Here is a 19,317-nt window from a genome sequence, read left to right on the forward strand (position 1 = left end):
CATGAGGAGTAACCGTACCTCCGTCACCTCACTGCTGACACGTGTCCACCTCGTACGGGCCGGGCGAAGCGGCGAACGCCTCACCTACGCGTCCCTCCTCCCCGACTCGATCCTCGTCGCCCTGCGGCGCGAAGGCCTCGCGCCCGCCGCCGAGTTGGACCTGCTGCGGCAGACCGAGCCGGTCGCGCGGCTGGACCGGTGGTTCGGGGTGAACGCCTGGCTGGTCAGCGGCTACCGAGGTCAAGGCGGTGCTCGGCGACGCGCGGGCGTTCAGCAGCGACTTCCGCCGGCTGACGGAGCGAGCGGGGGCCGGTGCCGGCAGGGACCGCGGAGGCCTCGGCTTCACCGACCCGCCCGACCACACCCGGCTACGGCACCTGCTCACAACGGAGTCGGCGGCGCCTCGCGCGCATCGCACCGAGGATCGACAGCGTCGTCGCGGAACGGCTCGACGCCATGGCCGCAGCGCCCGGACCGGTGGACCTGGTGCCCTCCTTCGCCCAGCCGGTCCCCACCCTGACGATCTGCGAACTGCTCGGCATCCCCGAGGAACGCCGGGCCGAGCTACGGGAGTCGAGTCGCGCGCACTTCGACGCGTCCGCCGGACCGGAGGGCATGCTCGGATCCGTGTCGTCGTCCCTGTCCTTCCTGACCCGGCTCGTACGGCAGCAGCGCGAGGCACCGGGGGACGATCTGCTGGGCGTGCTCGTGCGCGAGCACGGCGAACGCGTCGGCGACAGGGAACTCGCCGGTGTGGCCGACGGGTTGCTGACCGGCGGACTGGAGACGACGGCGAGCATGCCGGCGCTGGGGGTCCTGGTCCTGCTCGACCACCCCGAGTGCTATCAGGGGTTACGGGCGGACGACGCCGACGTCGACAAGGTGGTGGACGAACCGCTGCGCCACCTGAGCGTCGTCCAGGTCGCGTTTCCCCGGTTCGTCCGCGAGGACGTCGTCGTCTCCGGGGTCCAGCTGGCCAAGGGGGACCTCGTGCTGTGCCTGCTCAGCGGTGCCAACCGCGACGACCGCCTGGGCCCGGACATACGGTCCTTCGACCCCGGCCGGCAGACCCCGCCCCACCTGGCCTTCGGCCACGGCATCCATCGCTGCGTCGGCGCCGAGCTGGGACGCATGCAACTGCGCGCCGCCCTGCCCGCTCTCGCCCGCCGTTTCCCGGCCATGCGACCGGCCGTCGAGCCGGACGACATCGCCTACCGCAAGCTCTCCATCGTCCACGGCCTCGACTCCCTGCCGGTACACCTCACCTGACCCGTCCCCGAACCCGTGGGGGCGAGTCTGTGCCGATGTCGAGCCCGCTCACACCGCCCGCCAGGACAGCCCGTCCGCGGCGACCGCCAGCGCGTCGCCCGCGCTGTCGGCGGAGCCGTCCGGCGGGCCGTCGTACAGGGCCTGATCCTGGAGGTCGTTGCCGGTGCGGAAGGTGTCCGCGACGGCCCGGGTGGACAGCAGCGGGTTGACGCGGCCGGGGCCGGCCGCGAGCCGGCGCACCGCGTCGTCCAGTTCGGCCGCCGCGGCGGCGCGCCCGGCCGCGAGCACCGACGCGTCGCCGGACACCAGTCCCGCGGCCAGTTCGGCGAACGCGGCGGCCTCGTCGACGTCCACCCGGGTGATCTTCTTCGCCGACCAGAAGTACGAGTCCTCGCCCCGCTCCAGGTCGTAGAAGGCCATGAGGAACTCGTGGAACACGCCGTACTCGCGCCGGTAGCGGGCCTCGAACTCGGCGAAGCCGCGCTCTTCGGGGACGCTGCCGTCCAGCGCGGAGTTCACCGCGCGGGCGGCCAGCAGCGCGCCGTACGTGGCGAGATGGACGCCCGAGGACAGGACGGGGTCCACGAAGCAGGCGGCGTCGCCGGCGAGGGCCATGCCCGGCGCCCACAGCGACGTCTTCCCGTACGAGTAGTCCTTGCGGACCCGGATCCGGTCGTACGGTGGCTCGGTCGCGACCGGTACGCCCGTCAGCAGCCGGTCGACCTTTGGGCATGCCTTGATCATCTGCTGCCAGGCGCCGCGCGGGTCGCTCTGGACGGCCGCGTACCGCTCGGGCGCGATGACGGCGCCGACGCTGGTCAGGTCGTCACGCAGCGGGATGTACCAGAGCCAGCCCGCGTCGAAGGCGGCGCAGAAGATGTTCCCGCTGTCCGGTTCGGGGAGCCGGCGGCCCCCCGCGTAGTAGCCGAACACGGCGAGGTTGCGGAAGAAGTCGGAGTACACCCGCGCCCCGCCGACCTGACTGTGGATCCGGCTGGTGTGGCCGGACGCGTCGATGACGTACCGGGCCTGCGCCGTGCGCGCGGCCCCGTCCCGGTCGGTGTACTCGACACCGCGCACCCGCCCGCCCACACTGAGCACCCGGCGCACCGGACTGCCCTCACGGACCTCGACGCCGACGCGCTCGGCGTGGCGCAGCAGGATCTCGTCGAACCGGGAGCGTTCCACCTGGAAGGCGGTCGCGGTGGGTTCTGGCAGCCGGGGCGTCATGGAGAACGAGAACCGCCAGGGCTCCGGGTCGCGGCCCCAGCGCATGGTCCCGCCGCGTTTGGGGACGAAGCCCGCCGCGGCGACCTCGTCGGCGACGCCGAGCAGGCGGCACACGCCGTGGACCGTGGCCGGCAGCAGCGACTCGCCGATCTGGTACCGGGGGAAGGTGTCCCGCTCCAGCAGGAGCACCCGGTGCCCCCGCAGTGCCACCGCCGTCGCGGCGGTCGCGCCGGCGGGCCCGCCGCCCACCACGACGAGGTCGTACTCCGTGGTCATCCGGGTTCTCCTGTTCTCACGCGTGGTCAGTGGTGTCCCGGTCACTCGGCCGGCCAGGCACGGATCGCCGCGGCCGTTCCGTCGGCGTGCCGGCGGAGCGCGGAATCGTGGTCGCCGGGGAGGTCGGCGTGGTCGTGGGGGAGCGGCCACCGCGGCCGCCAGTCCGCGTCGGGCGCGATGCGCCGCATGTGCGGGGTGGGACGGCCCCGCAGCAGCAGGGTCGGCACCGGTGACGGTTCGGGCTCCCAGTTCTCCAGGACGCGGGCGTAGCCGCCACCGGTGATCAACAGGGAGTCGTCCAGCCGGTCGGCCAGCTCGTCGGGCAGATCGGCGCCCGCGGACACCAGTGCCAGCCCGCGCGGGTCGTCGCGCCGCAGCAGTCCGGCGTGGGAGTCGATCAGGATCACCCCGGCGGGCGCCTGTCCCGCCCCGGCGAGCCGCCGGGCCACGGCATGGGCGATCACACCGCCCGCGCAGTAGCCGACGAGGACGGGCGCGGCGGCGAGGGGCAGTGTCCGTACGGTGTCGGCGTGGGTCCGCGCGAGTGTCGCCATGCCGTCCGGTACGGCCCGGCCGGCCGGGCCGAAGCCGGGATGCTCCAGCAGGAACATGTCGCGCTCGCCGTCGAACCGGTCCGCCAGGGCGGTGGGGACGCGGTGGTGCGGTGTGAGGTAGTCGGGGAGGTACACGAGGGGTGTGCCGCTGCCGCCGTGGGCGAGCCGGACCGGCGCGACCGTGTGCCGGGCACGTTCGGCCGCGGTGAAGCAGACCAGGGCGTACGACGCCAGACAGCGCAACCCCATCGCCTCCAAGGGGCCTTTCTCGCGCAGGACTTGGTGGTACAGGCGGCTGAACCGGTACGCCGGTCCGGCGGACGGGGAGCGGGTTCCGGTGCCGGGTGCCGTGGGCTTCGCGCCCGTCGTGCCGGTGTCCGGCTCCGGCGTCCCGGCACCGGCTCGCGGCAGCGCGCCCGCCCCGATCAGCGCCGCATGGACGTGTGCCGCCAGTTCGGCCGGCGTGGGATGCTCCAGTACGACGGTCGGGGCCAGCCGCACCCGCGTGAACGCGCTGAGCCGGTTGCGCAGTTGCACGGCCGTCAGGGAGTCGAAGCCCAGCTCGGTGAAGGCCCGGTCGGCGGGGAGCGCGGCCGGGTCCGTGAAGCCCAGCACCACCGCGACCTCGGCACGGATCAACTCGGCCAGCAGCGGTTCGCGTTCGGCCGCCGCGACGGCGGCGAGCCGCTCGCGCCACGCCCCGGGCGTCTGCGCCACGGATGCGGCGGACGGCAGGCTGGTGACGGCGGGTTCGGTACCGGCCGGGTCGCCGGTCCGGCCCGCCGGCCCCGGCAGGAGGTCCGCGAGGACGGCCGGGGTGGCCGGGCCGCGGTCCGCCGCCGCGAGGTCCAGCGCGAGCGGCACCAGCACGCGTTCCGCATGGCGCATCGCCCTGTCGAGCAGGGCGATGCCCTCGCGCTCGGTGACGGGCAGGACGCCCCCCTCGGCGAGGCGCCGCGGTGCGACACGGCCCGCCATCCCCGCCTCGCCCGCCGTCGACCACGGGCCCCAGGCCAGCGCCTGCGCGGGCAGTCCCCGGGCCGCCCGGTGCCGGGCGAGCGCGTCCAGGAACCCGTTCGCGGCCGCGTAGTTGGCCTGGCCGGGCCGGCCGAGCACGCTGGCCGCCGAGGAGTACAGCACGAACGCGGACAGGGTGAGGTGCCGCGTCGCCTCGTGCAGATGCCAGGCGCCCTCCGCCTTCGGGCGGAGCACGGCCGCGAGCCGCTCGGCGGTCATGGTGTCCACCACACCGTCGTCCACGACCCCGGCCAGATGGAACACCGCCGTCGGCGCCGGCCGGCAGGACGCGACCAGCGCGGCGACGGCCGCGCCGTCGCTCACGTCGCAGGCCGCCGCGCGCACCGCGGCCGGCAGATCGCCCGCCCACCTGGGGACCCGGCCGGCGCGGCTGACCAGCAGCAGGTGCCGGACACCGCGTTGCGCCACCAGATACCGGGCGAGGCTCGCCCCGAGCGCTCCGGTGCCGCCGGTGACGATCACCGTCCCCTCGGGATCCAGGGCGGCCGGTTCGCCGGACGGCGGGTCGGCGGGGGCGAGCCGGGGCGCCAGGGGCACACCGCCGGACACGGCGACCTGGGGCTCGCCGCACCGCAGTGCCGTCTCGGCGTCCGCCGGCGACACCGGTGTGCCCCGCCCGTCGACCAGCACGATCCGCCCGGGATGCTCGGACTGGGCGCTGCGTACGAGCCCGGCGACCGCCGCCTCGGCGAGGTCCGGATCGTCGCCGGTGGCGTTGCGTGTCAGCACCAGCAGACAGCCGGGCCGCGCATCGGAGGTCCACGCGCGTACCCGCTCCAGTACGGCGGTGACCAGGCCCCGCACCCGGTCGGGCACGGCGGTGCCGGCCGGCAGGCCCCCGGCCCGCGCGGCCACGTCGAGCACCTCGTACGCGGGGACGGCCGCGTGGACCGGGGCCGCGGGCCGCCAGGTGAGGTGGTACGGCCCGGCGGCGGCCCGGAGCGCCGCCGCAAGCGGGCGGGTGACCACGGACTCCACGGCGGCGAGCGGGCGGCCGGCCAGGTCGGTGAGGACGACCCGGAACTCGTCCGGGCCCAGCCGGCGTACCACGGCGCGCCCGGCGCAGGCACCGGGCGCCCACACGGTCACGCCCGTGCAGGCCACCGGTACCCGGGGCCCGCTCGCCCGCCCGTGCGGCGGCTCCTCGGCCAGCAGCGCGGCATGCAGCGCCGCGTCGAACAGCGCGGGGTGCAGGGTGTACGAACCGGCGGTCGCCGCTTCGCCGGGCGGCAGGGCCAGCTCGGCGTGGACCTCGCCGTCCCGGCGCCACAGCGCGGTCACCGCGCGGAAGGCGGGCCCGTAGCGCAGGCCGTACGACGCGGCGAGACGCGGATAGTCGACGGGGATCCGCACGGAGCCCGGGGGCGGCCACGCCCCGGCGGACGCGGCGGCGGGCGCCGCCGGTGCCGCGGTGACCGTGGCGGTGGCGTGCCGGGTCCACGGCCCGGCGGCATCGGTCCCGCGCGCCCAGACGGTCACCGGGCGCCCGTCCGTACCGTCCGCCGCCCCGGCCACCACCTGCACCTGAGCGCGCTGCGCCGGGGGCAGCACGAGCGGCTCGTGGAAGGCCAGTTCGGCGAGGCGGACGGCACCGGGCGTGCCGGTGGCCCGCGCGGCCAGCTCGGCGAAGAGGGTCGCGGGCGCCGTCACCCGGTCGCCGATCACGTGGTCGGCCAGCCAGGGGTGGCGGGCCGTGGACAGGACGGCGGTGTGCCGGATCCCGGGTCCGTCGGCGTCGGGCTGGGGCCGCCCCAGCAGCGGATGGCCGGCCGTGTCCGGGTGCCGTACGGCGTTCAGCCAGTAGCGCTGCCGCTGGAAGGGATAGGTGGGCAGCGGACGCCGCCGGGCGCCGCTGCCCGCGTACACCGCCGGCCAGTCGACCGTCACCCCGTGCACGTGCAGCGCGGCCAGCGCCTCCAGTGCCGTGCGCGCTCCGGTGCAGGACGCGAACACCGCGCCCGCCTCCGGCGCCACGCACTCCTCGGCCGCCGCGCCGAGCGCACCGGACGGCCCGGCCTCCAGGAACACCGTCACGCCCTGCTCGGCCAACCGCCCCACGGCGTCGGCGAACAGCACCGGCTCGCGGGCCTGCCGTACCCAGTACTCGGCGGTGGCGAGCGCGTCCGGCTCGGGGCGGCCGGTGAGCGTGGACACTACCGGCACGGACGGCCGGTGGTAGGTCACCGACTCGGCGACCGCGCGGAACTCCGCCAGCATCGGGTCCACCAGCGGCGAGTGGAAGGCATGGCTCACCCGGAGCCGTCGCGTGGGCGCCGCGAGCGCCGCGGCCAGCGCCGTCACCGCGTCCTCGTCCCCCGAGAGCACGACCGACGCCGGCCCGTTGAGCGCCGCGACAGCGACCCGGCCGGGCGCGCGGTCCAGCAGAGGCGTCACCTCGGCGAGCGGCGCCCGCACCGCGACCATCGCGCCGCCGGGCGGCAGAGCGGCCATCAGCCGGCCACGGGCGGCGACGAGGCGTACGGCGTCGTCCCGTGAGAACACCCCGGCGAGGTGCGCGGCGGCCAGCTCGCCGATCGAGTGGCCGACCAGGTGGTCCGGCCGTACGCCGACGTCGGCGAGCAGCGCGTGCACGGCGACCTCGAAGGCGAACAGGGCGGGCTGCGCGTAGTCCGTGCGGTGCAGCAGTCTCTCCTCCGGGGCACCGGCCGGGGCGTCGATCACGCCCAGCAGCGGCCGCTCCAGCCACGGGGTGAACGCGTCGCACAGCGCGGTGAACGCCGCGTCGAAGACCGGGAAGGCGGCGCGCAACTCAGCGCCCATGCCGCTCAGTTGGGCGCCCTGGCCGGCACAGAGCAGCGCCACCGGAGGCCGGGTCCGGGCGGTGCCGCGCAGCAGCGCCGGGCTGTCGGTGCCCTCGGCCAGCTCCCGCAGCCCTGCGAGCAGGCCCGCGGGCCCGGTGGCGAGGACGGCGGCCCGGTGGGAGAGCGGCGCTCTGGTCGTCGCGAGCGAGTACGCGGCGTCCAGCGCGGAGGCGTCGTCGGCGACGTCGGCCAACGCGGCCGCCAGCCGGGCGGCATGGGCGCGCAGCCCGGCCTCGTCACCGCCACCGACGAGCCAGGGCGTGACCGGCGGACGGCGATGTCCGGCCGGCGGTGTGTCGCCCGTCCCCGGCCGGTCCTCGGCCACCGCCTCCTCGATGATCACGTGCGCGTTCGTCCCCCCGATGCCGAACGACGAGACGGCCGCCCGGCGCGGCCGGCCGCGCCGGGGCCAGGGGCGCGCCCGGTCGAGCAGCCGTACCGCCCCGGCCGACCAGTCGACGTGCGGCGACGGCCGCTCCGCGTGGAGCGAGGCGGGGAGTTCGCCGTGGCGCATCGCCTCGGTCATCTTGATCACACCCGCCACTCCCGCCGCGGCCTGGGTGTGACCGAGGTTCGACTTGACCGAGCCCAGCCACAGCGGGTCGGCCGGGTCGCGGTCCTGGCCGTACGTGTCGAGGAGCGCGCCGGCCTCGATCGGATCGCCCAGCGCGGTTCCCGTCCCGTGCCCCTCGACGGCGTCGACGTCGCAGGCCCGCAGCCCCGCGTCGGCCAGGGCCAGCCTGATCAGCTCCCGCTGTGCCGTGCCGCTGGGCGCGGTCAGGCCGTTCGACGCGCCGTCCGAGTTCACGGCGGACCCGCGCAGCACGGCCAGCACCGGATGGCCGTTGCGCCGGGCGTCCGACAGCTTCTCCAGCAGGACCAGCCCGACGCCCTCGCCCCACGCCGTGCCGTCCGCGCCCGCGGCGAACGACCGGCACCGCCCGTCCGGCGACAGCGCCCGCTGACGGCTGAACGCGATGAACGGCTGGGGGCTCGACAGCACCGTCACCCCGCCCGCCAGCGCCAGCGTGCACTCCCCGGCCCGCAGCGACTTCGCGGCCAGGTCCAGCGCGACCAGCGAGGACGAACACGCCGTGTCCAGGGTCAGCACCGGCCCGCGCAGCCCCAGGACGTACGCGAGGCGCCCCGAGGCCACACTGCCCGACGACCCGATGGCGACGTGCGACTCCAGTTCGTGCGGGGACACCCCGGCGCCGTAGCCCACGTGCATCAGCCCGACGAACACCCCGGTGGCGCTGCCGCGCAGCGCCGGCGCCGCGACGCCCGCCCGCTCCAGGGTCTCCCAGGCGACCTCCAGCAGCAGACGCTGCTGCGGATCGGTGGCCAGGGCCTCACGGGGTGACATACCGAAGAAGAGCGGGTCGAAGTCCGCCACGCGCTCCAGGAACCCGCCACGGCGGACGTACGTCGTGCCGGGCCGGTCGGGGTCGGGATGGTGCAGGGAGGCGAGGTCCCAGCCCCGGTCGGCGGGGAACTCACCGGTGGCGTCGACGCCTTCGGCCACCACGCGCCACAGGTCCTCGGGAGCGGTCACCCCGCCCGGATAACGGCAGCCGGCGGCCACGATCGCCACCGGCTCCGCCCGCGGGCCGCGCCGCGGCGCCGCCGTCGCGGGAAGGGGAGCGGGCGCGGCGCCGGGCCCCGATGCCGGTACCGGTACCGGTGCGTGCAGCCGGGTGTCCAGGTGGGCGGCGACGGCGGCCGGCGTCGGATGGTCCCAGAAGAGCGTCGCCGGCAGCCGCAGCCCGGTGCGCACGCTGAGCCGGTGCCACAGGGTCATCGCGTCCATCGAGGTCACACCGAGGTCCGCGAACGCGGTACCGGGGTCGGCGGCCACCGCGCGCACCGCCGTGACCTCCGCGCACACCAGCTCGGTCAGCGCGGCCCGCCGCGCACCGGGCGGCAGACCGGCCAGCCGCGCGAGTGCCGGCTCGGCGGGCCGTCCGCCGGCCAGCGCCTCGCGCAGCAGTGCCCGGCGCGGCTTGCCCCCGGCGGTGCGAGGCACGGCCGGGGTGAACAGGACCTCCTCGGGCACCTTGTGCGCCGACAGCACCTCGGCGCAGGCCCGCACCAGGGCCGCCGGATCGAGGCTCTGCCGCTCGGGCACCACGAACGCCACCGGCACTTCGCCGAGCAGCGGATGGGCCCGTGCCACCACGGCCGCGTCCCGGACCCCGGGCAGAGTGCGCAGCACGTGCTCGACCTCGGCCGGGTCGACGTTCTCCCCGCCGCGCACGATACGGTCGTTCACCCGGCCGGTGACGACCAGACACCCGTGCTCGACGAACCGGCCCAGGTCACCCGTGCGGTACCAGCCCTCGTGCAGGGCCCGGGCGGTCTCCTCGGGCCGGCGGTGATAGCCGAGCATCACACCGGGCCCGCGCACCCAGATCTCGCCCTCGCCGGTGTCCTGTCCGGTCCGCGGGTCGACGATCCGGACGTCCGTTGCGGGCAGCGGCGGCCCGCTGGTGCCGGGCACCGCCGGCCCGTCGGACGGGAGCCCCTCCATGGCGATCTTGCCGCAGGTCTCGGTGCTGCCGTAGCCGTCCAGCAGCGGGGCGCCGAAGCGGGCGCGGACCCGCGCACGCAGCTCCGCGTCACTGGGCGCGCCGGCGGTGACACAGAAGCGCAGCGAGGGCACCTCGCCCAGTCCGGCGTCGAGCAACCGCTGGTAGACGAGGGGCACACCGCCCAGCACGGTCGGGGCGAACTCGGTCACCAGCCGCACCAGCGCAGCCGGTTCGGACACCGCGGTGATCCGCGCGCTCGCCCCGGCCACCGTGGTGCCGAGGACGCACAGCGAGTGGGCGTAGGTGTGCGCGAGCGGCAGCGGCCACAGCACCCGGTCCGCCGCGGACAGCCCGAGCCGGGGCACATAGCAGGCGACCGGGGACCACAGCGCGGACCGCTGGCTGGACACCGCGGCCCTGGGCGTACCGGACGTGCCGGAGGTGTAGATCAGCCAGGCCGGCTCGTCCAGGCCGAGGTCGTCGCACGGCTCGACGGACGGCCCGGCCGACGGATCGGCTCGGCCGGCATCGCGCGCGGCGGTCTCGGCGGCGTCTTCGTGCGGTGCGGTGTGCGGCGGGGTGCCGGGCGGGTCTTCGAGGCGGGTACCGGGCGGCGGGGCGGCGGCCAGGGCCTCGAAGCCCACGGTTCCCTCCGGCGGCGTGCCGTCGCCGGTCACCACCAGCCGGACCGGCCGCCCGGCCGTCAGCGGCGCGAGCCGTCGCAGGTTCCGCCGGTCGGTGACGAGCACGGCCGGATCGCAGTCGGCCAGCAGCGCCGCGAGTTCGGTATCGGTGCCGCGCGAACTCAGCGGCACCCCGATCGCGGCGGCCCGCACCGTGGCGAGCAGCCCCTCGACCAGCTCCACGCCGTCGTCGAGGCAGAACGCCACCCGGGCACCCCGCCCTACCTGGAGCCGGGCGGCCAACCGCGCGGTCCTGCGCTCCAGTTCGGCCCAGCTCACCGCGCGCCGGTCGTCGGCGAACGCGAGCCGGCCGCCATGGCGCCGGGCGTTCGCCACGAGCAACTCCGGGACAGGCCGCACCTCGAACGCCTCCGCCGCACCCACCAGGCTTCTCCCTCACTCGCTCCAACGCCCGCCGCACGCCGCCCTGTTGAGCAGCCTACGACCCCCCGCGGACACGCTACGTCAACGGCTCGCGGGCCCCGCGGCGTGATCGGCCGGGCACCGTACCGAGTAGGACACCGGTCCGCGCCCGCCCGTTCCACCGGGGCGCCCCCGACGCCCGCGCACGGTACTGAGAGGATCGGCGCAGGCCCGCGGGGGTACCGGAGTCTGGAAGGAACCAACGAGATCATGCGCGTCATCGTGGCCCGTGGCCGGACGGAGGTGTGCGGATGACCGCCACCACGGCAACCGGCCTGTCGCACACCGGCGAACCCGTCCTGTTCCACACCGCCGGCCGGGCCGCACACATCACCCTCAACCGGCCCAGCGCCCTCAACGCCCTCAACCACGAGATGGTCCGCCGCATCGACGCGGCCCTGACCGCGTGGGAGCACGACCCGGCGGTGGAGACCGTGGTACTGACCGGCGCGGGGGAGCGCGGCCTGTGCGCGGGCGGTGACATCCGCGCCGTCCACGACGACGCCCGCGACGGCGACGGCACCGCCTCGGCCGCGTTCTGGCGCGACGAGTACCACCTCAACGCCCGCATCGCCCACTACCCCAAGCCGTACGTCGCCCTCATGGACGGCATCGTGATGGGCGGCGGGGTCGGTCTGTCGGCACACGGCGGTGTCCGGATCGTCACCGAGCGGTCGCAGGTCGCGATGCCGGAGACCGGGATCGGCTTCGTGCCCGACGTGGGCGGCACGCATCTGCTCGGCCGCGCACCCGGCGAGCTGGGCACCCACCTCGCGCTCACCGGTGACCGGATCGGCGCCGGTGACGCCCTGCTGTGCGGGCTCGCCGACCACTACGTACCCTCTGCCGCGCTGCGCGACCTCGCCGCCGACCTGGCCGGGCTGTCCGTGCCCGAGGCGCTCGCGCGTCACGGCCGGCCCGCGCCCCACGGCGAGTTGGCCGAGCGGCGGGAGTGGATCGACGCCTGCTACGGCGCCGGCACCGTCGAGGAGATCCTGGACCGGCTGCTCGGGCACGGCGACCCGAGCGCCAAGGAGGCGGCCGAGACGCTGCTCGCCAAGTCGCCCACCTCGTTGAAGGTCACCCTGGCCGCGGTCCGCCGCGCCCGGGCCCTCGGCTCGCTGGAGCGGGTGCTCGACCAGGAGTACCGCGTCTCCTGCGCGTCCCTGAGCACCCACGATCTCGTCGAGGGCATCCGCGCCCAGGTCATCGACAAGGACCGCGCACCCCGCTGGTCGCCGGCGACCCTCGCGGAGGTCACCGACACCGACGTGGACCGCTTCTTCACCGCGCTCGGTGAGCGCGAACTGGGCCTCGCCGCGCCTGACATCGCCCCGCCGACCTCGACGACCTGACGGCCGAGGCCCCGGAGGGCCACCGGCGCCTCGTCGGGGCACCGCCCACACGATCACGTCGGACGCAGGCGGCGTCGGCCGGGCCGGCGCAGCGCGGCACGAGGGGGAAGCGGCGGCACGGACACGCCACCGTCTGCGCGGGCCCCTCGGCCGCCTACGGGGGCCCTCGGCCGTCCGCGCCGGCCCCGCAGGCCTCGGCCCCCGTGAGCCAACCCCGCGGCCGCCGGCCACCCCCGGCCGGTCCGTTGTCTGGTGCCCTTGCCTGGCCGGTCCGTGGCCAGGCATCTCCGGTCGGTTCGTCGTCCGGCGCCTCGGCCGGTCCGTCGCCCCGCACCACGGCTCGGCACCGTTGTGCCCTCCGCCCATGGCTCAGGACGAACGCCGAGGGCGGTCGGCCGGGCGGCGGCCGGGACACCGGCGCCCGCGCGCCGCAGCCGTATGGCCGGACGTCCGGACGGCCACACGCACCTGAGCGGCCGTCGGGCCGTCCGTCGGCCCCGCACCGGCGGGGACGGGAACAAATCCGGCCGACAGCGTGCTGCACGGAGCGGCGACGGCAGGGGCCGGCACCGACTGGCGAAGGGAGCGTGGGACCGATGGCGACGGCGGGACACGACCGGTACGAGGGCATCGAGCAAAGCCCCGCGGACGAGTGCCGTCTCGTGACCGCGTGCGGCCGCAGGATCGAGGTGCGGCGCCTGCGCCTCGGGCGTCCGGACCGGCCCGTGAGCCGGATCGCCCTGGACGTCGGTGAGGACCGGGGCGGCGAGCCGGGGGCGTGGGCGTCGCTCACGCCGGACGAGGCACGCGGCCTGGCCCGGCTGCTCCTGCTGCAGGCCGGTGCGGCGGAGTGGCCCCCCGACGGCCTGTTCAGCCGGTGACGGCGCGCGCCGTGGTCGACAGGTCGATGGCCCGGTCGGCGTCCTGTGGCTGGAGCACCCGCAGGATGCCTTCCGGCAGGTAGCGGTCGGCGCAGGGCACGGATGCCCCGGTCCCGTCCTCGGCCGGGCGGTTGCGGGTACAGCGGACGACCGTGGCCTGCGCGCGGGTGGATCTCGTGGTCAGGCAGGCCTCGCAGAGCGCGGTGAGGATCCGCAGCGCGATGGCGCGGTGGCGCGACGTGCCCGTCGCGGCGGACAGGCCGAGCAGACCGCGGGCCATGACCGCGCCCGCCGAGGCGTCCTTGACGTCATGGGGTTGCTGCGGCGCCCGGGGGTTCCACACGGGCACGTGGTCCGAGGTCAGCGCCCTCGCCGCGTAGTCGGCGAGTCCGCGAGCCGTGGCCGGGAACGGCTCCTGACCCGTGCGGCGGTACAGCGTGGTGAAGCCGTAGCTCCCCCAGGCCTGTCCAGGTCGAGGTTCATCACCGTGTCCATGATCACCCGGCCCGCGGTTTCGCCGTGGCGTGGTCGGCGGCTTCGGCGAGCGTGCGGAGGGTGGCGGAAGCCGGTGCGTGGCGGAACGGTGCGGGGGAGGCGCCCAGGTGCCGCACCTGTAGCGCAAGCGGATCCGGGGCGCCGCCCGGGCCGTCGCCGCCCTCGGTGACTGCACGTTCGTCGAGGGGGGTTCGCCGTCGAGGAGATGCTGCAGAACCTGCCGGTCGCCTCGGTCGTCCCGCTGTTCGTCGCCCCGCTCGCGGTCGGGGTCGTGCTCTGGGTCTGGCGGCGCTGCGGCAGCCTGCGCCCGCTGCGGCCGCCCTGTGCAGAGTGCTGGGCCTGCCGCTCACCTTCGTCGCGTCCCTCGTCGTGACCGTCCTGCTGCTCCAGAACGGCACCAGCGCCCTGGGGGTCGGCCTGCTGTCATTCCGGTGAGACTGCTGACAGCCGGCACCCCGGTGTCCGTACAACTGCCGTTGATCGTAGGTCAGTTGGAACACAGATCCACCGACGAACCGCCACCCGGAGCGAGGGTGGCGGTTGGCTTCCGTTCCCCTAGCGTTCAACTGGCGCCCCCTGTCACTGTTGTGTGCCCTCCCTAACCTCCTTGAGGCTTGTGAAGGAAGGGGCTCATGGACACACTCCACGCGATCCGGGCGCGCGGCATCACGAAGTGTTTCGGTGACGTCGTCGCACTCGATGGCGTTGATCTGGACGTGGCACAAGGTCAGATCCACGGTCTGGTCGGGCCGAACGGGGCCGGCAAGACAACCCTGCTCGGTCTGTTGCTCGGCCTGGCCGTCGCCGACAGCGGCACTCTCGACATCCTCGGCACCCCGGTCGGGCGGACCTCCGCCGCCCCCCACGGCGTCGCCGGGTTCGTGGACGGGCCCGGTCTCTACCCCTCTCTCACCGCACGGCAGAACCTCGCCGCGCTGGCCGCACTGCGCGGCCAGGACGCAAGGGCGGCCGGCATCGACGACGTGCTCGCGCAGGTCGGACTCACCGACGTCGCCGACGACAAGGCCCGCGGTTTCTCCCTGGGCATGCGCCAGCGGCTCGGCCTCGCCGCCGCCCTGCTCACCAGGCCCCGGCTGCTCGTACTGGACGAGCCCTCCAACGGTCTGGACCCGGCCGGGAAGAGGCACGTGCACGGCGTCCTCAACCGGCTCGCTGCCGACGGGACGAGCGTCGTGCTCTCCAGCCACCGCATGGACGACCTGGAGGCCCTGTGCTCCGAGGTCACCATCCTCGCCACCGGGCGGGTCGTCTTCTCCGGCCCGCTGGGCAAGCTGGCCGCCGAGAACCGCGAACTCGACTACCGGCTTGTCACCTCCGACCCGCGGGCCGCCCGTCGGCTCGCCGCCGAAGCGGCCGGGATCCGCACCGTCGACGGGGCCGGCGCACCCCAGGGCACCGACGCCCTCGTCGTCCGCGCCCTCGTCCCCGACCTGGACGAACTCGTGACCCGACTCGTCCGCGAAGGCGTCTCCTTGCGCGAACTCGCGCCCGTGGTGTCCCCGCTGGAGGCCGCGTTCCTCGCGCTGACCGAGCAGCGGACCGCCGACGCCGGACAGCGCCGCAGCGACGGCGGGCAGCAGGAGGCCGACAGATGACCGCGACCGCCCTAGTCCCCCCGCCCGTCGCCGGGGCCACCCGGGTCTCCGTGGCCCGCGGCTACCGCTTCGAACTCCTCAAGCTCGTCTCGCAGTGGCGCATCCGGCTGCTGGTCCTCGCCTGCTGGACCGCGCCCGGGCTCTTCGTCGCCGGAGTCGGCCAGCAGAGCACCCTGCCCTCCGACACCCTCTTCGGCCGCTGGATGCTCGCCAGCGGCTGGGCCGGCCCCCTGGTCATCCTCGGCTTCTCGGGCACCTGGGCACTGCCGCTGCTGACCTCCGTGGTCGCCGGCGACGTGTTCGCCTCCGAGGACCGGCTCGGCACCTGGCGGCACCTGCTCGTGGCGGTCCGCTCACCCCGCCGGATCTTCGTGGCGAAGGCACTGGCGAGTCTCACCGTCATCCTGCTGCTCGTGGCCGGGCTGGCCGCGTCGAGCACGGCCGGCGGGCTGCTCGCGGTCGGCGACCACCCGCTGGTCGGCCTCGACGGCCATCTGCTCGCTCCCGGCGACGCGGCCGGCAAGGTCCTGCTGGCCTGGCTCTGCGTGCTGGCCCCGACGCTGGCCCTCGCCGGCATCGGACTCCTCGGGTCCGTCGTCCTCGGCCGGTCCCCGATGGGACTGCTGCTGCCCGCGGTCGTCGCCCTCACGATGCAGCTCGCCCAGATGTTGCCGCTGCCCGTCGCCGTCCGACTCGCCCTGCCCGGCTGGGCGTTCATCGCCTGGAACGGCCTGTTCGCGAGCCCCGCCCAGCTCGCCCCGCTCGTCATCGGCATCGTGGTCAGCCTGGTGTGGGCCGTGACGGCGACGGCGATCGCGTATCTGCTCTTCCTGCGGCGCGACTTCACCAACTCGACGGAGGACGGATCGGCGCGCCGCGCGCTCACCGCCGGGCTGCTGCCGCTCGCCGCGCTCGTCGCCGTCACCGTCGCGGTCGTCGCCGCGGTGACCGGCGCGGCCGGCGGCTCCGGCATCCGGCAGGACAAGGTCGAGCGCTCCCTCGCCACGGCCTTCGCCCACCTCTACCGGATGCAGACCGCCCAGCTCCACCGCCCCGCCGTCACCGAGGCACAGCTGAGGTCCACGGCCGCCTGCACCAAGGGCGACGTCGCCGACGGCGCGGAGGGCGCCGGCAACGACTGGCGCTGCGTCGTCTCCTGGCGCCTGCCCGGCACCCAGACCGCGGGCCAGGCCGTGTACCAGCTCGACATCACCGCCGACGGCCGGTTCGTGGCCGACGGCGACGGACCGAAGGAAGTGAACGGCTACTTCCTCGTGCGCACCTCGACCGGAGACGCGCCGAACCCGCTCTGGCAGTTCGACGGCGACGTCGACCTGCTCCCCACCTCCCCGAAGGGATGACGTCATGCAGATAACGCGCCGTCGCCGGCCAGCCGAGAAGGAGTACTTCGTCGTGCTGGGCAGACGCGTGGGCCGCCGGGCGACGCTGCTCACGGCCTGCATCACCACGGCGGCCCTGGCCACCGGCACCGCCGTGGCCTCGACCCAGCAGTTCGGCACCCAGCAGGTCGGCCAGGTCACCGACAAGGGCCAGGTCATCGCCGACGACCAGTACATCTCCCCGTACGGCAGCCGTCTCGTCATCAACGACGGCAAGATCATGTCCTCGACCGTCAGCCCCGACGGCAGACACCTGGCGGCCGCGGTCGCCGACGGCGACGCGGCGCTCGTCGTCGTGGACCTCAGGACCGGGCAGATCAAGCAGCGCGTCGGCGCCAACGCGGCCGACGACCTGCGCATCAAGAGCGGCGCCGTCGGCCAGGAGAGCCCGGCGTACTCGCCCGACGGCAAGCAGCTGTGGCTGGGCCAGACCGACGGCTACACCAAGTTCACCGTGAACGCCGACGGCACCCTCGCCGACCCGGTGACCGTCCCGATCCCGGCCGACGGCGCCAAGCACGCCCTGGCCGGCGCGGCCGTGTTCTCCGCCGACGGCTCCACCGTGTACTGCGCGGTCAACGGCCAGAACCGGGTGGTCGCCATCGACGCGGCCACCGGCACCATCAAGCAGAGCTGGTCCGTGGGCAACGCCCCGCGCGGCATGGTCCGGGCCGGCGACAAGCTCTACGTCAGCAACGAGGGCGGGCGCCCGGCCAAGCCCGGCGACACCACGATCAACTCCTACGGCACCCAGGTCCCGGCCGACCCCAGGACCGGCGCCACCACCACCGGCACGGTCAGCGTCATCGACCTGAAGAACCCTGCCGCCGCCGTCGGGTCCATCGACGTCGGTCTGCACCCGACCGCCGTGTACGCGGGGCACGGCGCGGTGTTCGTCACCAACACCGCCGACAACAACGTGTCCGTCATCAGCACCAGGAACGACAAGGTCGTCCAGACCATCTCCACCCAGCCGTGGCCGGAGGCCTCGGTCGGCTACGAGCCCAACGCGGTCACCCTCACCGACGACGGCCACCTGCTCGTGACGCTCGGCCGCGCCAACGCCGTCGCCGTCTACCGCTACACCTCCGCGCAGGAGCCGGTCTCCTACGTCGGCCTGCTCCCGACGGACTACTTCCCGTCCGAGATCACCACCGTCGGCAAGGAGGTGGTCGTCTCCAACACCCGTGGCATCGACGCCCGCCGCCCCGACAGCGCCGGGCACGGCACCCACGACACGACCTCCAGCCTGACGCAGTTCGCGCTGCCCGGCGACCGGGTCATCCGGTCCGAGACCCGCAAGGTCTTCCAGCAGAACGGCTGGACCGAGGGCGCCGTCCAGACCGCGAACAAGCACGGCAAGGCCAGGCCGGTGCCGGTCCCGGCGCGGCTCGGCGATCCCTCGACGATCAAGCACGTCTTCCTGATCGTCAAGGAGAACCGGACCTACGACCAGCTCTTCGGCGACATCGCGAAGGGCAACGGCGACCCGTCGCTGACGCAGTTCGGCGAGAACGTCACGCCCAACCAGCACGCGATGGCGGAGCAGTACGGGCTCTACGACAACACCTACGACATCGGCACGAACTCGGCCGAGGGCCACAACTGGCTGATGCAGGCCGACAACCCCGAGTACACCGAGTCCTCGGCCGGCGAGTACGCGCGCAGCTACGACACCGAGGACGACGCGCTCGGCCACCAGAAGACGGGCTTCCTGTGGACCGGCGCGCAGGCGGCCGGCAGGAGCGTGCGGGACTTCGGCGAGTTCCAGCAGTTCCTGACCAAGCCGTCCGGCGCGACCTGGCAGAACCTGTACTGCGACGCCAAGAACATGGACGCCACCGGACAGGGCACCGCCTACCCGCTGAACTCCTCTTCGCCGATCCCGTCGCTCAACAGCGTGTCGGTGCCCGGCTTCCCGAAGTTCGACACCAGCGTCCCGGACCAGTACCGGTACCAGATCTGGAAGCAGGACTTCGAGAAGAAGGGCCCGGCGAACCTGAACATGTTCTGGCTCTCCAGCGACCACACCGGTGGTCCGGCGAGCCCCGCCGCCCAGGTCGCGGACAACGACCTCGCGACCGGCAGGATCGTCGACGAGATCTCGCACAGCAAGTACTGGAAGGACTCGGCGATCTTCGTCGTCGAGGACGACTCCCAGGCCGGCCTGGACCACGTCGACGGCCACCGCGCCCCGATCCAGATCATCAGCCCCTGGGCCCAGCACGACACGGTCGACAGCCACTACTATTCGCAGATCACCATGATCCGCACCATCGAGCAGATCCTCGGGATCCGCCCGATGAACCAGAAGGACAGCGCGGCCACCCCGATGCGCGGCGCGTTCACCCGGCGCCCGGACTACACGCCGTTCAACGCGCTGCCCAACCGGACCTCGCTGACCGACGGTCTGAGCACCCCGCCGTCGTGCGGCGTGGACACCCCGGCCGCGCAGAACCACAAGGCGGCTCTCGTCCCGGCGACGAAGGTCCCGGCGGGCAAGAAGTCCCTGGTGTCCGAGTGGAACACCTGGAAGTCGCAGCAGCGGCTGACCGGGCCGGGCGCCGTGCCCGACTACGCCAACCCGGCGCAGATGAACCACCTCACCTGGTACGAGACGCACAACTGGACCACGCCGTACCCCGGTGAGAAGAAGATCTTCGCGCCGAATGACGTGCCGGGCGCGTACATCCCGTCCGCGGAGAACGACGGCTGACCCACCTCGCGAGACGGACGTGCGGCGC

At 74.7% G+C, this 19,317-nt stretch carries 8 protein-coding genes and 1 pseudogene; 6 read left to right on the forward strand and 3 right to left on the reverse strand.

Translation table 11 applies throughout. The features are described 5' to 3' along the window. The first annotated feature begins 1 nt into the window (after position 1). Positions 2–1,269: pseudogene (locus ACZ60X_RS08435) on the forward strand (cytochrome P450). A 48-nt stretch (positions 1,270–1,317) separates the two neighbouring features. Here the strand turns inward: ACZ60X_RS08435 and ACZ60X_RS08440 are convergent. Next, a complete protein-coding gene (locus tag ACZ60X_RS08440; RefSeq protein WP_469594973.1) occupies positions 1,318–2,775 on the reverse strand; it encodes a tryptophan 7-halogenase in 1,458 nt (485 codons plus the stop codon). A 41-nt stretch (positions 2,776–2,816) separates the two neighbouring features. After that, positions 2,817–10,787 (reverse strand): SDR family NAD(P)-dependent oxidoreductase, encoded by a 7,971-nt coding sequence (locus ACZ60X_RS08445; protein WP_469594975.1) that lies wholly within the window; start codon positions 10,785–10,787, stop codon positions 2,817–2,819. Between the two features lie 290 nt (positions 10,788–11,077). Between ACZ60X_RS08445 and ACZ60X_RS08450 the strand changes: the two genes are divergently transcribed. Next, complete coding sequence (locus ACZ60X_RS08450) at positions 11,078–12,181, forward strand: enoyl-CoA hydratase/isomerase family protein (protein ID WP_469594978.1); 1,104 nt, start codon at positions 11,078–11,080, stop codon at positions 12,179–12,181. 596 nt (positions 12,182–12,777) lie between these two features. Beyond that, positions 12,778–13,062, forward strand: a complete 285-nt coding sequence (locus ACZ60X_RS08455; RefSeq protein ID WP_469594981.1) for a hypothetical protein — start codon at positions 12,778–12,780, stop codon at positions 13,060–13,062. Here the strand turns inward: ACZ60X_RS08455 and ACZ60X_RS08460 are convergent. Then, the gene (locus ACZ60X_RS08460; RefSeq protein WP_469594983.1) at positions 13,052–13,405 is read right to left on the reverse strand and encodes a hypothetical protein; all 354 of its coding nucleotides are present in this window, start codon (positions 13,403–13,405) and stop codon (positions 13,052–13,054) included. The genes ACZ60X_RS08455 and ACZ60X_RS08460 overlap by 11 nt on opposite strands. 784 nt (positions 13,406–14,189) lie before the next feature. Between ACZ60X_RS08460 and ACZ60X_RS08465 the strand changes: the two genes are divergently transcribed. Genes ACZ60X_RS08465 through ACZ60X_RS08475 form a run of 3 tightly spaced genes read left to right on the forward strand, consistent with a single transcriptional unit; the run spans position 14,190 to position 19,289 of the window. Further along, positions 14,190–15,173, forward strand: a complete 984-nt coding sequence (locus tag ACZ60X_RS08465) for an ABC transporter ATP-binding protein (RefSeq protein WP_469594986.1) — start codon at positions 14,190–14,192, stop codon at positions 15,171–15,173. Then, positions 15,170–16,534, forward strand: a complete 1,365-nt coding sequence (locus ACZ60X_RS08470) for an ABC transporter permease (protein WP_469594989.1) — start codon at positions 15,170–15,172, stop codon at positions 16,532–16,534. Before ACZ60X_RS08465 ends, ACZ60X_RS08470 begins: the two co-directional genes overlap by 4 nt. 4 nt (positions 16,535–16,538) lie before the next feature. After that, the gene (locus ACZ60X_RS08475) at positions 16,539–19,289 is read left to right on the forward strand and encodes an alkaline phosphatase family protein (RefSeq protein ID WP_469594991.1); all 2,751 of its coding nucleotides are present in this window, start codon (positions 16,539–16,541) and stop codon (positions 19,287–19,289) included. Positions 19,290–19,317: the final 28 nt, after the last annotated feature.

It is taken from the genome of Streptomyces sp. NPDC104106 (genome assembly GCF_055584345.1).

Coding starts and splice junctions, on each gene's coding strand:
- ACZ60X_RS08440 (WP_469594973.1), bottom strand. CDS start 2,775: ATGACCACGGAGTACGACCTCGTCGTGGTGGGCGGCGGGCCCGCCGGC.
- ACZ60X_RS08450 (WP_469594978.1), top strand. CDS start 11,078: ATGACCGCCACCACGGCAACCGGCCTGTCGCACACCGGCGAACCCGTC.
- ACZ60X_RS08455 (WP_469594981.1), top strand. CDS start 12,778: ATGGCGACGGCGGGACACGACCGGTACGAGGGCATCGAGCAAAGCCCC.
- ACZ60X_RS08465 (WP_469594986.1), top strand. CDS start 14,190: ATGGACACACTCCACGCGATCCGGGCGCGCGGCATCACGAAGTGTTTC.
- ACZ60X_RS08470 (WP_469594989.1), top strand. CDS start 15,170: ATGACCGCGACCGCCCTAGTCCCCCCGCCCGTCGCCGGGGCCACCCGG.
- ACZ60X_RS08475 (WP_469594991.1), top strand. CDS start 16,539: ATGCAGATAACGCGCCGTCGCCGGCCAGCCGAGAAGGAGTACTTCGTC.